The 13,490-nt window shown below is 68.5% G+C and carries 13 protein-coding genes; 5 read left to right on the top strand and 8 right to left on the bottom strand.

What is annotated here, in order from left to right:
• Nucleotides 1–101: 101 nt before the first annotated feature.
• Entirely contained in the window at nt 102–1,151 is a 1,050-nt protein-coding gene (locus ACF8ME_RS05045) for a porin (RefSeq protein WP_016450601.1), read from the bottom strand.
• 143 nt (nt 1,152–1,294) lie between these two features.
• Between ACF8ME_RS05045 and ACF8ME_RS05040 the strand changes: the two genes are divergently transcribed.
• The 3 genes from ACF8ME_RS05040 to ACF8ME_RS05030 all read left to right on the top strand — a co-directional run bounded on the left by ACF8ME_RS05040 (nt 1,295) and on the right by ACF8ME_RS05030 (nt 3,758).
• Nucleotides 1,295–1,501, top strand: coding sequence for a hypothetical protein (locus ACF8ME_RS05040; protein WP_203400161.1), 207 nt, complete (start codon nt 1,295–1,297; stop codon nt 1,499–1,501).
• 114 nt (nt 1,502–1,615) lie between these two features.
• Nucleotides 1,616–3,049 (top strand): hypothetical protein, encoded by a 1,434-nt coding sequence (locus tag ACF8ME_RS05035; RefSeq protein ID WP_235434694.1) that lies wholly within the window; start codon nt 1,616–1,618, stop codon nt 3,047–3,049.
• Nucleotides 3,050–3,077: 28 nt separating this feature from the next.
• A complete protein-coding gene (locus ACF8ME_RS05030; RefSeq protein WP_016450599.1) occupies nt 3,078–3,758 on the top strand; it encodes a winged helix-turn-helix domain-containing protein in 681 nt (226 codons plus the stop codon).
• 12 nt (nt 3,759–3,770) lie between these two features.
• Here ACF8ME_RS05030 and ACF8ME_RS05025 read toward each other — a convergent pair whose 3' ends face one another.
• The 6 genes from ACF8ME_RS05025 to ACF8ME_RS05000 form a co-directional block, all read right to left on the bottom strand.
• Nucleotides 3,771–4,778, bottom strand: coding sequence for a transketolase family protein (locus ACF8ME_RS05025; protein WP_392415516.1), 1,008 nt, complete (start codon nt 4,776–4,778; stop codon nt 3,771–3,773).
• The gene (locus tag ACF8ME_RS05020) at nt 4,775–5,635 is read right to left on the bottom strand and encodes a transketolase (RefSeq protein ID WP_392415514.1); all 861 of its coding nucleotides are present in this window, start codon (nt 5,633–5,635) and stop codon (nt 4,775–4,777) included. The genes ACF8ME_RS05025 and ACF8ME_RS05020 overlap by 4 nt, the downstream gene beginning before the upstream one ends.
• 33 nt (nt 5,636–5,668) lie before the next feature.
• On the bottom strand, nt 5,669–6,928 hold the full coding sequence (locus tag ACF8ME_RS05015; RefSeq protein WP_017406354.1) for a TRAP transporter large permease: 1,260 nt from the start codon (nt 6,926–6,928) through the stop codon (nt 5,669–5,671).
• A gap of 13 nt (nt 6,929–6,941) precedes the next feature.
• On the bottom strand, nt 6,942–7,496 hold the full coding sequence (locus ACF8ME_RS05010; protein ID WP_043790797.1) for a TRAP transporter small permease: 555 nt from the start codon (nt 7,494–7,496) through the stop codon (nt 6,942–6,944).
• 17 nt (nt 7,497–7,513) lie between these two features.
• Entirely contained in the window at nt 7,514–8,500 is a 987-nt protein-coding gene (locus ACF8ME_RS05005; protein ID WP_392415512.1) for a TRAP transporter substrate-binding protein, read from the bottom strand.
• A 62-nt stretch (nt 8,501–8,562) separates the two neighbouring features.
• Complete coding sequence (locus tag ACF8ME_RS05000) at nt 8,563–9,312, bottom strand: SDR family NAD(P)-dependent oxidoreductase (RefSeq protein WP_012202664.1); 750 nt, start codon at nt 9,310–9,312, stop codon at nt 8,563–8,565.
• 172 nt (nt 9,313–9,484) lie between these two features.
• On the opposite strand from ACF8ME_RS05000, the gene ACF8ME_RS04995 reads away from it, so the two are divergent.
• On the top strand, nt 9,485–10,399 hold the full coding sequence (locus tag ACF8ME_RS04995) for a LysR substrate-binding domain-containing protein (RefSeq protein ID WP_392415511.1): 915 nt from the start codon (nt 9,485–9,487) through the stop codon (nt 10,397–10,399).
• Between the two features lie 257 nt (nt 10,400–10,656).
• On the top strand, nt 10,657–13,248 hold the full coding sequence (locus ACF8ME_RS04990) for a putative bifunctional diguanylate cyclase/phosphodiesterase (protein WP_392415510.1): 2,592 nt from the start codon (nt 10,657–10,659) through the stop codon (nt 13,246–13,248).
• A 26-nt stretch (nt 13,249–13,274) separates the two neighbouring features.
• On the opposite strand, the gene ACF8ME_RS04985 is transcribed toward ACF8ME_RS04990, so the two are convergent.
• Nucleotides 13,275–13,490, bottom strand: a 216-nt coding sequence (locus ACF8ME_RS04985) for a sensor histidine kinase KdpD (protein WP_267179158.1), incomplete at its 5' end; no start/stop codon positions are given.

Below are 13,490 nucleotides of genomic sequence, written 5' to 3'. Positions count from 1 at the left end.
GGCAGGCCGTGGCAATGGTTTGGCGAATGCGGAAAAAGGGTATTGCCCGGCCTGCCGCCAGCGGTTTTGCAACGCTGGCGGGAATAATCCTGGAAAGGAAATCAGAAACTGTGGCGTATGCCCACTTCCGCACCCGTTGACGTGCCCTTGGGAGCAAGCCCCGGTGCACCGCCCGACAGGGCGAAATTCGCATTGCCCTTGTTGGATATGCGGGCCACGGTTCCATACAAGGCCGTGCGGCGCGACAGATCATGCACATAGCCGATGGCATATTTGTTCGCATCGCTGCCATTGAATGCCACCGGACCCTTGCGCGAATCGGTACGCACATAGGAGGCGCGGAGATGGCCGCTGCCCACGGGAACCGTCATGCCCAGCAGCCAGCGGTCCTCGGAGCCCAGGGTGCTGCTGCCGTAGGTGCCGAAAGGCAGGTCCTCCCGCTGGAAGTGGCCCATGAGCTTGGCGAAACCGAAGTCGTACGAGGCGCCCGCGCCATACTGCCTGAACTTGGCGCCGGCGGCGCCGATGTCGGTCGTGCCATAGGACAGCGACAGGCTCAATGGACCGTTTTCGTAGTGAACCCGGCCTGCCACGTGGCGGCCCACGTTGCTCGATGGGTTCTCGTCCATGGCGTACATGAATTCCGCACGCAGGCCCCAGAGGCTGGGCGAGAGGTACTGGATCGCGTTGTCGCGGCGGTAGTAGGACGGTGAGAAGCCGTCCGGCATGCGGCTTGCCACGGCGGAACCGCCCAGTCCGATCACGCCGAACGGATCGTATTTGTAGGTATGTGCCGAAGCCGGCGAAAGGTCGCGGCCCAGGCGCACTTCGCCGAAACCTCCCGACAGGCTCACGGTGGAACGGCGCTGGAAGAACTTGCCCGTGGAGCTGAACGTGCCCGTGTCGGCATTGACGTCCGACTCCAGCCAGAAGCCGGCCCTCAGTCCGCCGCCCAGATCCTCGTCGCCGCGAAATCCCAGCCGCCCGGAGGCCAGGCCGCTGTTGTTCATGGTCAGGTTGCCAGGCAGGTCGCTGTTCCTCACGTAGCGCGCATTGACGTCTACGATGCCGAACAGGGTGATGGATGACTGCGCGCTGGCCGCCAGCGAAATGACGGGCAATGCTGCCGCCAATATGCGATTGAATTTCATGCCTGATCCTTGTATTGAATGGTGGATTCCATGCGCATCCATTTTCAAAACGGATGCTGTGGTAAATACTAGAATCCGCAGGCGATCGCAGTCGGTCTTGAAAAGAAATGGGCAGGGCATGGCAAGCCATTCACAGGTTTTTCGTGCAAAACCTGTTCCACCCCGCCAACACCAGAAGGCAGGGGCTGCCATTCATGACAGTTACCTTTCTTCAAAATGTCTTGAATGTCACTTTGCTGTCGGGTGTATGGATGTTGGGCATTGATAGCATTCAGGGGATTGACTCCGGTGAAATAAAAATAATCCGTGTCGTATCGCTGATGCGGCTGTGGGTGGGTATTGAAAGATAGGCGGGGGGGCAGAAAATGCGTCGCGAGGATGTCAAGCTGAGGATGCTGGCAAGAAGAGGGGACACGGGGGCCAGGCTTCAGCTCGGGGAGGCCTATCTGGCAGGGGGGCCGGGCGTGCCCAGAAGCATTTCCGTGGGGCTCGGCTACCTGCAGGCCGCACTGCCCCAGGCCAGGCGCCAGGCCTCGGTCTGCATGGCCCTGCATCTGCCGCTGAGGCAGTTGCTGGAGCACGGGCTGCTGGAGCCTTTGAGGATCGCTGCGCAGTACGAGGATGTCGGGCGCCAGAAGCTCGCCGCATGGCATCTCATCCGGGGGGAACTCGATCTGGCGCTGGAATGCCTGGGCCGGTGCAGCGCTTCCCTTCCGTGCCACGGGGCAGGCGGCGCATCCGCGCTCACCTGCGGCGAGCTGCTGCAGGTCCTGCAGATCCTGCGCGCCGTACAGCCGCAGGACATTGCCGAGGTCATGGCCAGCGAAGCCCGCCAGGCCATGGCCATGGGCCAGTCGCCGCGCGCAGTGCAGATGCTGGAGCTGCTGGGCGATCTGCCCCATGCCGCTGCCTGTCCCGCCATACAGCAGCTGATCGCCGACCTGGTTCACCAGGCGGAGGTGGCAGGCCATGGCCTGGGGCGGCTGGCGGTGGGCTGGATAGAAAGCAGCCTGGAGCGCTGCGCCGCCGATGGCGACCTGCACGCCTGCCATGCGCTGGGGCGGGCGCTTTCCGGCCAGTCCTGCGCGCACCTTGCGCCAGACAACCTCGTGCACGCGCAGAACCTGCGCAAGGCGGCAGCCCTGCTGCTGCGCGCCGCCGATGGCGGCATCGCCGTCGCCTGGCTGCACCTGTTTCGCCTGTGTTCCGACTACCGCAGTTCGGTGGCCAATCCCACGCTGGCGCGCTTTTGCCTGGAGAAGGCGGCGCGGCACGGCCTGGCGGAGGCCCAGCGCCGCCTGGGTGCGCTGGTGCTGCGTGACGCCACACGCATCGAATCCATGGAGCAGGGCGTGGCCCTGCTCCATGCCGCGGCGGCCAAGGACGACGAGCAGGCCGGGCTGCTGCTGCGCTCATTGCTGCTGCCCGTGGACGGGGGCGACGAGGAGGCGCTCACGGCCATCGAGGCGGTGCGGCCCGATGCGCCGCGGCTGGCCATGCGGCTGCGCCTGGCGCGGGCATTCGGTCTCACCAAGCAGGAGGCTCTGTCGGTCGATCCCTTGACCGCCATGCGGCCCTGGGGCCTGGTGGTGGGCCACAACCCCTTTGTGGCAAAGGCACGGCTGTGCGAGCCCCGGGCCGTGCCCGCGACCACGCCCGAGGCCCGCTGCTGCCTGGAGCAGGCCGCTTTCCTGTTCTCGGCGCAGCGCCAGGAATCCCTGGTGCCGGAAGGATCGCTGCGGGCACGTTCGCTGCAGTTGCGGCGCTTGTTCCACCGGCTGCAGATCAGCGAGACGGTCTTTTTCGCCTCCGCCTCCTCCCGGCAGCGCGAGGCCATCCGCGTCGGCACGAAATGGGCGCGACGGCAGCAGCAGATGCTCAGGCAGGTGCTGGCCTGAGCCTTGCCGTGCGGTCAAAGGAGCGAGCATGAAAGTCCTGATCGTGGACGCCCATCCTCCATCGGCGCAGTACCTGTGCCAGGGCCTGTGCCAGGACGGGTTCAACGTGGACGTCGCGCATGACGGCCGGCAGGGCCGCGACATGGCACTGAGCCGTGCCTACAGCCTGGTGGTGCTGGACCTGGACCTGCCCGGGTTGAGCGGGCGAGAGGTCCTGCAGGCCCTGCGCCGGGCCACAAGCACCCCCGCCATCGTGGTTGCCGCAAACGACAGCCTGGAGGACCAGGTGTTCTGCCTGCAGCACGGCGCGGACGACTACCTGGTCAAGCCCATCAGGCTGCCGGTGTTCCTGGCCCGCGCAAGGCTGCGCATGCGCGGGTCCGCCGGGCGGGAGGGCATGCGCCTGACTTTGGCGGATCTGGTGCTGGACCTGTCCAAGAAGCGGGTCGAACGCGCCGGTCGCCGGCTGGACCTGACACGGCAGGAGTTCGCCGTCCTGTGGCTGCTGCTGCAGCGCCAGGGCGATGTGGTCTCGCGTGCCGAATTGGTGGAGCAGGTCTGGAGCCTGCCCGTGGATGCCTTGAACAACGCCGTGGACGTGGCGGTGTGCAGGCTGCGCAGCAAGCTCGACGATCCCTATGCGGTCAAGCTGCTGCACACGGTGCGCGGCATGGGCTATATGCTGGCGCTGCGGACAGATTCCCCGTGACCGCAGCCTTGCCTACCCCAGCCACTGCCGGATGCGCCCTGCCAGCGCCTGGGCGCTGATGCCGTAGCGCTCATGCAGCGTGGGCAGGGCGCCCGCGTCGAGGAAGGCGTCGGGCAGGCCCGCCAGCCGAAAGCGCGCGGGCCGCACGTCGCGCTCCAGCAGAGCGCCGGCCACGGCCTCGCCCAGGCCGCCCACCACCGAATGGTTCTCCGCCACCACCACCAGGCGCGGCCCGCTGGCCACGGCCTGCACGATGGCCTGCACATCCAGCGGCTTGATGGTGGCGCAATGCAGCACGGCGGCGCCCACGTTGTCGGCGGCCAGCAGTTGGGCGGCCTCCAGCGCGCGCATGGTCATGAAGCCGCTGCAGATGATGAGCACCTCGCGGCCCTCGCGCAGCATCTTCGCCTTGCCCAGCTCGAACCGGTAGTCGTACTCGTCCAGCACCAGCGGCACGTTGCCGCGCAGCAGCCGCATGTAGACGGGGCCGCGGTGCGCCGCGATCTGCGGCACGGCCTGGGCGATGTCCAGCGCATCGCAGGGATCGACGATGGTCAGCCCCGGCACGGCCCGCATCATGGCCAGGTCGTCCGTGGCCTGGTGGCTGGGGCCGTAGCCCGTGGTCAGGCCGGGCAGGGCGCAGCAGATCTTGACGTCCAGGTTGTCCTCGGCAATCACCTGGTGGATGAAGTCATAGGCCCGGCGCGTGCCGAACACCGCATAGGTGGTGGCAAAGGGCGTCAGCCCCTCCTTGGCCATTCCGCCGGCGGCGGCCATGAGCAACTGCTCGGCCATGCCCATCTGGAAGAAGCGCTCGGGGTGGGCCTGGGCGAACAGGTGCAGGTCGGTGTACTTGGCCAGGTCGGCGGTCATGCCCACCACATCGGGGCGGCTGGCGGCCAGCTCCACCAGGGCCTTGCCGAAAGGCGCGGCCTGCACGCGCTGGCCTTCGGCCGCGATGGAGGCGATCATGGCCGAGGTGGTCGGCCGGGGCTTGGGGGTGGCAAGAGGCATGTTCATGGCAGGGCGGGCTCCAGGGGTTGCGATGCGTCCAGGATGGCTAGGGCCTGCTGCCACTCGGGCGGATCGACGCGGATGAAATGGTTCTTCTCGCGCTGCTCCAGGAAGGGCACGCCCTTGCCCATCAGCGTGTCGCAGAGGATGACGCGGGGCCGGTCCTCGGCCAGCGACCGCGCCGCGTCGAAGGCCTGGACGACCTGGGCCAGGTCGTTGCCGTCCACGCGCTGCACATGCCAGCCGAAGGCGGCCCATTTGTCGGCCAGCGGCTCGAAGCCCAGCATGCGCGTGGACGGGCCGTCGGCCTGCTGGTTGTTCACGTCCACCAGGCAGATCAGCCGGCCCAGCCCGTGGTGGGCGGCGGACAGCGCGGCCTCCCAGGTCGAGCCCTCGTCCAGCTCGCCGTCGGACATGGAGTTGTAGACAAGGGCATCGCTGCCCTTGTGGCGCAGCGCCAGCGCCATGCCCACGGCGATCGGCAGGCCCTGGCCCAGCGAGCCGCCCGAAATCTCCATGCCCGGCGTATAGCTGGCCATGCCCGACATGGGCAGGCGGCTGTCATCGCTGCCGTAGGTCTGGAGTTCCTCGTCGGACAGGATGCCCGCCTCGGCCAGGGCCGCGTAGAAGGCGATGGCGTAGTGGCCGTGCGAGAGCAGGAAGCGGTCGCGGCCCTCCCACCCGGGCTCATCGGGCCGCAGCCGCAGCGCGTCGCCATAGGCCACGGCCAGCACATCGGCCCAGCCCAGGGCCTGGCCTATGTAGCCCTGGCCCTGCACCTCGCCCATTTGCAGGGCGCGGCGGCGTATGCGCCAGGCACAGGCCGCGAGCCGGTCCAGGCGCTGTTGCAGTTTTTGGTTCATGCATCGTCTCCTCGGGATGGAAGGGCACGCGGCTCAGCGCAGGATGCTGGCCGGCACATAGGACACCAGCGCCAGCACGGCCAGCGCCACCAGGTAGAAGGGAATCAGCTCGCGCACGGTCTGGCCCACCTTGACCCGGGCCAGCGAGCTCGTGATGAACAGCGTCGTGCCCACGGGCGGCGTGTACAGCCCCAGGGCCAGGTTCACGACCATCATGATTCCCAGCTGGGTCATGTCCATGCCGATGCTCTGGGCCAGCGGCACGAACACCGGCGTGAGCAGCAGCACGGCGGCCGGCAGGTCGATGAACATGCCGATGAAGAGCATCAGCAGGTTCATCAGCACGATCACCAGCCAGGCCGAATGCACATGCGACTGCACCCACTGCACGATGCCGTCGGGCATGCGGTCGAAGGTCAGCAGCCAGCCGATGGCCGACGAGGCCATGATCACCAGCAGCACCACGCCGGTGGCCAGGCCCGCATGCACCACCGCATCGTTGAGCCGGCGCCAGCCCAGGTCGCGGTAGATGGCGGCCGACACCAGGCCCGCATACAGCGTGGACAGCACGGCCACCTCGGTGGGCGTGGCAATGCCGAAGCGCAGGAACACGATGATCAGCACCGGCAGCAGCAGGGCCGGGCTGGCGTACAGCAGGTGGCGCCGGAAGGCGGGCCAGGCGAAGGGCGTGGTGTCGCGCGGAAAGCCGCGCCTGCGGCCCACCCACCAGCACACGCCCATGAAGCCCGCGCACATCAGCAGTCCCGGCACGATGCCCGCCACGAACAGAGCCGCAATCGAGGCGTTGGCGCTGAGCGCGAACAGGATCATGGGAATCGACGGCGGGATCAGGATGTCGATGGTGGCCGCCGCCGCCAGCGTGGCCGCCGAGAACGCGGGCGGATAGCCCAGCCGCCTGTGCCACGGGATCATCAGCGAGCCGATGGCCGAGGCATCGGCCACGGCCGAGCCCGACACCCCGCCGAACAGCGTGGACGACATCACCCCCACCTGGGCCGGCCCGCCGTGAAAGCGCCCTATCAGCGCCGACAGCACGCCCACCAGGGCCTCGCCCAGGCGCCCGCCCATCATCAGCGAGCCGGTGAGCATGAAGAACGGAATGGCGATCAGCGGAAAGCTCTGCACCTGGGCCACCATCTGCTGCACCAGCAGGTCCAGCGGCACGCGGTCCGAGGTGGCCGCCGCCGCCATGGCGCCCATGAGCAGCGCGTGCGCAATCGGCATGGCGATCACGGCGCCCGCCATGAAGACGAAAAGCATGATGAAGGACATGGACCGGCCCCCTTCACCAGTGCGCGGCGGCCACGGGCCGCGCGGGTTCGGCATCGGCACTTGCGGCATCGGCCGCATCTGCAGCCCCTGCGGATGCCCGGCCCCCGCCCGCCACGCAGGCGCGCCAGGCCGACTGCAGGGCCAGCAAGGCCAGCAGCGCCATGCCCACCATCACGCAGCCATAGGTCAGCGAGCCGGGAATGCCCAGGATCTGGCTGCGCTCGTCATGCACGATCTCCAGCATGTTCAGCGTGGACCAGGCCAGCGTGGCGTACAGGGCGGCCACGGCCAGCCAGCCCAGCACGGCCGTGGCGCGCTGCACGCGGGCCGGCAGCGCCTCGACCAGAAAGCTGGTGGTGATGTGGGCGCCATGGGCGGCGGCCAGCACCACGCCCGACATCACCAGCCAGGGAAACAGCAGCTCGGGCACCTCGTTGGCCCATTGCAGGCTGGCGCCGCTGGCATAGCGCAGCGCGGTGTTGCACACCAGGATCACGAAGATCACCAGGGTGCTGGTCCACAGCACGGCGCGGCACAGGCCCGTGACCAGGCGTTCGATGAGATTCATGGATGGCTCCCTGCGCTTCACTGCGCGCCTGCGGCCTTGACGACCTTGGCGATATAGGGGCCCGCAGGGCTGGCCAGCCACTTGTCCTGCACCTTGGCCGTGGCCTGGGCGAAGGCCCGCGCGTCGATGGTGCTCACCTCCACGCCCTTGGCGCGGATGTCGTCCAGCAGCTTGTCGTCGGCCTCGCGCGCCAGCTGGCGCTGGTAGGCCGTGGCCTCCTGCGCGGCCTCGGCCAGCAGCGTGCGGTCGGCGGCCGGCAGCCGGTCCCAGCTGCGCTTGCCTATGATCAGCGGCGTCATCTGGAACATGTGGCCCGTCAGCGCCAGGTGCTTTTGCACCTCGTACAGCTTGCTGGCGTGGAAGTTGGCCAGCGGGTTCTCCTGGCCGTCGACCACGCCCTGCTGAAGGGCCACGTACAGCTCGGCGAACTTGATCTGCTGGGCCTCGGCGCCCAGGGCCTGGATGATGTCCACCAGCACCGCGTCGGGCGGCGTGCGCATCTTCAGGCCCTTGAGATCGTCCACGCTGCGCAGGGGGCGCTTGCTGTTGGTCATGTGGCGTATGCCGTTGTCCCAGTAGCCCAGCACCACCATGCCCTTGGCGGCCGATTTGTCGGCGAGCTCCCGGCCCAGCGGCCCGTCCAGCACCTGGAAGGCACGGGCCGGCGTGGCGAAGAGAAACGGCATGCCATAGGCCGCGTACTCGGGCACGGCCGCCGCCACAGCGCCCTGGGAATTGGCCGACAGGTCCAGCGCGCCCGTGCGCAGGGCCGTCACCATGGCCGCGTCGTCGCCCAGCTGGGCCGAGGGGGCGACCTGCACCTCGATGCGGCCTGCGCTGCGCGCCTTCACCAGCTCGGCGAACTTCAGCGATGCGAGGTGGCGCGGGTTGTCGGGCGCGGCGCCGTGCCCCAGCGTGAGCTTGACGGCCTGGGCACAGGCCAGGGCCGGCAGCAGCAGGGCGCAGGCGGCCAGGGCGGCGCGGTGGAAAAGCGTGCTTTGCATGGTCTTGTCTCCTTTGCTTGGGTTGTGTGCGGCCATGCAGGCCATGGCCAGGCGCGCGGGGCTCAGTGGATGAGCATCCCGCCGTTCACATCGAGCGTGATGCCCGTGCAATAGCCGGCCAGGTCGCTGGCCAGGAACACGCAGGCGCCGGCCACATCGTCGGCGCGGCCCAGGCGTGCCAGCGGAATCGTGGCGGAGATCTCGCGCTTGCGTTCGGGGCCGAGCTTGCCCTGGGTGATGTCCGTCTCGATCAGGCCAGGCGTGACACAGTTGATGCGTATGCCATCGCCGCCGAACTCGCGCGCCATGGCGCGGGCCAGGCCCAGCACCCCGGCCTTGGCGGCCGAGTAGTGCGGACCGCCGAAGATGCCGCCGCCGCGCTGCGCCGAGACGGAAGAGATGCAGACGATGGCGCCCGCTTGCTGCCTGCGCATGGACGGCAGCACGGCCTGGGACATGTACAGCGTGCCGCGCAGGCTCACGTCGAGCACGCGGTCGTAGTCGGCCCCGCCGATCTCCAGCGTGCCCACGGCCTGCGTGATGCCCGCGTTGTTGACCAGCGCGTCGATGCGGCCGAAGGCGCGCAGCACGGCGGCGGCCGCCGCCTCGCACGAGGGCTTGTCCGTCACGTCGGCCACCAGCCCCAGGTGCCCGTCGCCCAGCCGCGCGGCCGCGCCGGCCGGATCGGCCCGCTCCAGGTCGAGGATGGCCACGCGGGCCCCCTGGGCGGCCATCTGGCGCGCCGTGGCAAAACCGAGTCCGTTGATCCCTGCGCCGCCGGTGATGATGGCGACCCTGTCCTTGAGCAGCATGTGCCTGTCTCCGCTGTAGTGGTGGTGGATGCAGCCATCTTGGGCTGTCACGAGCATGAAGACAAACGATGTTTCATCAGCCTAAGATGACGGTTCTTCAGCTCAAGTAAGGGGTCTCCCGGGGTCTTCCGGTGTCTGCCCGTGAGCTGCCCGCGTCTTCGAGGAACTTGCCATGGCATCCATTCCCAGCAGTGCCCACCTGCAGGCCTTCGAGGCCGTGGCGCGCCGGCGCAGCTTCGCGCTGGCCGCCTCCGAGCTGCACCTGACGGCCTCGGCCGTCAGCCACCAGGTGGCCAAGCTGGAGGCGCAGCTGGGCGTGCGCCTGTTCGAGCGCAGCGCGCATGGCGTGCGCCTGAGCCGCCCGGGGCAGGCCTACCTGGAACGCGTGGGCGGCGCGCTGGCGGCCATCGTCTCGGCCACCGAGGACCTGCGCCACAGCATGAGCAACAGCCTCTACGTGCACTGCGCGCCCAGCATCGCCAGCCTCTGGCTCATGCCCCGGCTGCGGGACTTCGCACGGGCCTGCCCGCACATTGCGCTGAACCTGTCGGCTGCGCATTCGCACAGCGACTTCGCGCTGGGCCAGGCCGATATCGACATCCGCTACGGCATTGCGCAGTGGCCGGAGCTGGAGGTGGAGCCCCTGTTCGAGGAGCACATCCTGCCGCTGGGCAGTCCCGCGTTCGTGGCCGAGCATGGGCTGCAGCGCGTGCAGCAGTTGCTGCACGTGCCGCTGATCCAGAGCAACGTCAGCATCGTCCAGTGGTCGGACTGGTTCCAGGCGTTCTCGCAGCTGCGCGCGCCAGAGCGCTTTGCCGTGCGCTTCGACCGCGCCCAGATGTCGCTGGACGCGGCCACGCAGGGCCTGGGCGTGGCGCTGGAAAGCGCCATGAACGCGGGCGGCCACATTGCCGACGGCCGGCTGGTGGCCCCCTTCGGCATGGACCGGGCCCTGCGCGTCAAGGCCCACTTTGCCGTCTACCCCGCGCGCAACGCCCGGCGCCCCGCCGTGGCGGCCTTCCTGGCCTGGCTGCATGCCGAGGCCGCCCGCACCGAGCAGCAGCCCTGCCGCCAGTGCCCGGAATGAGTTGGCGGCCGGACCGGGAAAAGGGGCCGGACAGATATTCCCGCATCCGGCGGAAAAGGCCTGCGATGCAATTTCTCTATGAATGAGCGAGTGCGCGGCAAATGGTTTTATTGCCCCCTGTTTTCGGCGAATGACGACGCGATTGCCAGCAGGGATTGGCAATAATTCCGGACAGCCATATACACAGGGAGTGCCACGCTGAAATGGCCAAATCAGCAAGACGCCGATTTATCGGACTGATCACGGTGAGCTACGGATTGCTCGCATTCGCCTGGATCATTCTGTCCGACAAGCTGTTGTTCGCGTTGGCAGGCAGTGCGGATATCGGCTGGCTTTCCGTCGCCAAGGGGCTGTTCTTTGTGCTGGCCACGGACTTCCTGCTGTTCTTCGCGCTGTGCTCGGTGCCGGCCGCGCACAGCGGCGGCGCCTCCGCCATCACCCAGGAAATGGGGCCGCGCCGTTTCCCGGTCTGGGCCTCCTATCTGCTTGCCCTGGCCATGAGCCTGGCCGTGCTGGCCGCCAGCAGCACGCTGGCCAGCCATTTCGGTGAACGCTCGCTGCTGCTGCTGTTCATGCTGCCCGTGCTGGTCAGTGCGCTGATCGGCGGCCTGGGGCCGGGCCTGCTGGCCACGGCCTTTGCGGCCTACAGCCTGGACCAGACGGACGGCGTCGCCGTGCGCGACTGGGCGCAATGGGGGGTGGTGGCCGTCAACGGCCTGGCCGTGAGCGTGCTGGCCGAGACGCTGCAGCGCTCGCTGCGCAAGGCCAACATGCAGCGGCAGCTGCTGGACTCGGTGATCTCCGGCACCTCGGACGCCGTCTTCGTGAAGGACCTGCGCGGGCGCTATCTGCTGGTCAACCGGGCCGCCGCCAGCCTGGTGGGCCGGCAGGCCGAAGACATCGTGGGCAAGGACGACTTCGCGCTCTTTCCCTTCGGCATCGCCAGCGCCATCCGCAGGAAGGACCAGGCGGTGCTGCGCCAGGAGGTGGCCACGCATGAGGAGCAGCTGACGGTGGAGCCGGGCAGGACGCTGGACCTCCTGGTCACCAAGGGGCCGGTGCGCAATACGGCAGGCCACATCGCAGGCCTGTTCGGCATCTCCCGGGACATCACCGAGCGCAAGCGCTTCGAACGCGAGCTGGCCCAGGCCGCCGTGGTGTTCGACAGCAGCCACCAGGGCATCATGGTGGTCGATCCGGCGCGGCGCATCACGCGCGTCAACCCGGCCTTCACCCGCATCACCGGCTATGCGCCCGAGGAGGTGATCGGCCAGACGCCGCGCGTGCTGTCCTCGGGCCTGCACGGGCCGGAGTTCTACCGGCAGATCTGGGCCTGCATCGCGCGCGACGGCTTCTGGCACGGCGAGATCTGGAACCGCCGCAAATCGGGCGAGATCTTCGCCGAGATGCTGTCCATCTCCGCTGCGCAGGGTGCCGGCGGCGAGATCGAGCACTACATCGGCGTCTTCACCGACATCAGCCACATCAAGGCCCATGAGGCCGAGCTCGACCGCGTCACCCACTACGACCTGCTGACCGGACTGCCCAACCGCCGCCTGCTGGTCGAGCGGCTCAACCAGGCCATGCTGCGCACGGCGCGCGAGGGCCGCTCCCTGGCCGTGTGCTTTCTGGACCTGGACGGCTTCAAGGAAATCAACGACCTGCACGGCGTTGCAACCGGCGATGCGCTGCTGGTGGGCGTGGCCGAGCACCTCAAGAGCGTGCTGCGCTCCGAGGACACGCTGGCCCGGCTCGGTGGCGACGAGTTCGTGCTGCTGCTGTCGCAGATCGGCTCGGTCGAGCACTGCACCTCCATTCTCGACCGGGTGCTGGAGGCGGCCAGCCGCCCCGTGTCCGTGCAGGACCGGGTGCTGACCGTGACCGCCAGCGTGGGTGTCAGCCTCTACCCCGACGACCAGGCCGACCCCGACCTGCTGCTGCGCCATGCCGACCAGGCCATGTGCGTGGCCAAGCAGGCCGGGCGCAACCGCTACCAGCTGTTCGACCCGGAAAACGACCGCAAGGCCCATGCGCGCCGCCTGCAGCTGGGCTGGCTGCGCCGTGCGCTGGAGCAGGGCGAATTCCTGCTGCACTACCAGCCCAAGGTGGAGCTGGGTGGCGGCAGGCTGGTGGGCGCCGAGGCCCTGCTGCGCTGGCACGACCCGCGCCAGGGCCTGCGCTCGCCGGCCGAGTTCCTGCCCTTCATCGCGGGCAGCGACCTGGAGCGACCGCTGGGCGACTGGGTCATCGGCGAGGCCGTGGCCCAGGCGGCGCGCTGGCTCGACCAGGGCCTGGACCTGTGCGTGAGCATCAACGTCAGCGCCAACCAGCTTCTGGATGGCGGCTTCCACGCCACCATGGCCCAGGTGCTGGCCCGGCATCCCGAACTGCCGCCGCACCTGATCGAGCTGGAAATCCTGGAAAGCGCCGCCATTGCCGACATGGAGCAGGCCATCCAGGTGATGGGCCAGTGCCGGCAGCTGGGCATACGCTTTGCGCTGGACGACTTCGGCACCGGCTACTCCTCGCTCACCTACCTGCGCAAGCTGCCCGTGCAGTCGCTGAAGATCGACCAGAGCTTTGTGCGCGACATGCTGGCCGACCCGGACGACCTGGGCATCGTCGAAGGCGTGATCCAGCTGGCCAGCACCTTCCAGCTCGAATCCGTGGCCGAAGGCGTGGAAACCCCCAGGCATGCGCGCCGCCTGCGCGAAATGGGCTGCCACGTGGCCCAGGGCTACGGCATCGCCCGGCCCATGCCCGCCGACCAGCTGCCCGCCTGGGCCGCGCGCTGGCAGGCAGGGGACAACTGGCTGGTGCATGGGCGGCACATGCCGTCCGAGGCCTGAGCCTCGCGCCACCGCGCCCGCGCAGGCTATGTCAGCTCGGCCGGTCGGGTCTCCTGCGCACTGCGGCTGGGCAGGACGATGGTGAAGATGGCGCCGCCTGCCGGGCCGTTGCCGGCCACGATGGTGCCGTCCATGGCGTCGATGATCTTGCGGCAGATGGCCAGTCCCAGGCCCGTGCCGCCCGAGCCGTCCTTGGTCTTGCTGGACTGCACGAAGGGCTGGAAGATCTTGTCCAGCTCCTG

The sequence above is a fragment of the Delftia sp. WSY_7 genome (genome assembly GCF_043104845.1).
Lineage (GTDB): Bacteria > Pseudomonadota > Gammaproteobacteria > Burkholderiales > Burkholderiaceae_C > Comamonas > Comamonas tsuruhatensis.
The sequence above is the reverse complement of the archived record's forward strand: the minus strand, read 5'-3'. Positions and strand labels throughout refer to the sequence as shown.

Coding starts and splice junctions, on each gene's coding strand:
- ACF8ME_RS05015 (WP_017406354.1), bottom strand. CDS start 6,928: ATGTCCTTCATCATGCTTTTCGTCTTCATGGCGGGCGCCGTGATCGCC.
- ACF8ME_RS05000 (WP_012202664.1), bottom strand. CDS start 9,312: ATGCTGCTCAAGGACAGGGTCGCCATCATCACCGGCGGCGCAGGGATC.
- ACF8ME_RS05020 (WP_392415514.1), bottom strand. CDS start 5,635: ATGAACCAAAAACTGCAACAGCGCCTGGACCGGCTCGCGGCCTGTGCC.
- ACF8ME_RS05010 (WP_043790797.1), bottom strand. CDS start 7,496: ATGAATCTCATCGAACGCCTGGTCACGGGCCTGTGCCGCGCCGTGCTG.
- ACF8ME_RS05030 (WP_016450599.1), top strand. CDS start 3,078: ATGAAAGTCCTGATCGTGGACGCCCATCCTCCATCGGCGCAGTACCTG.
- ACF8ME_RS05005 (WP_392415512.1), bottom strand. CDS start 8,500: ATGCAAAGCACGCTTTTCCACCGCGCCGCCCTGGCCGCCTGCGCCCTG.
- ACF8ME_RS04995 (WP_392415511.1), top strand. CDS start 9,485: ATGGCATCCATTCCCAGCAGTGCCCACCTGCAGGCCTTCGAGGCCGTG.
- ACF8ME_RS05025 (WP_392415516.1), bottom strand. CDS start 4,778: ATGAACATGCCTCTTGCCACCCCCAAGCCCCGGCCGACCACCTCGGCC.
- ACF8ME_RS05045 (WP_016450601.1), bottom strand. CDS start 1,151: ATGAAATTCAATCGCATATTGGCGGCAGCATTGCCCGTCATTTCGCTG.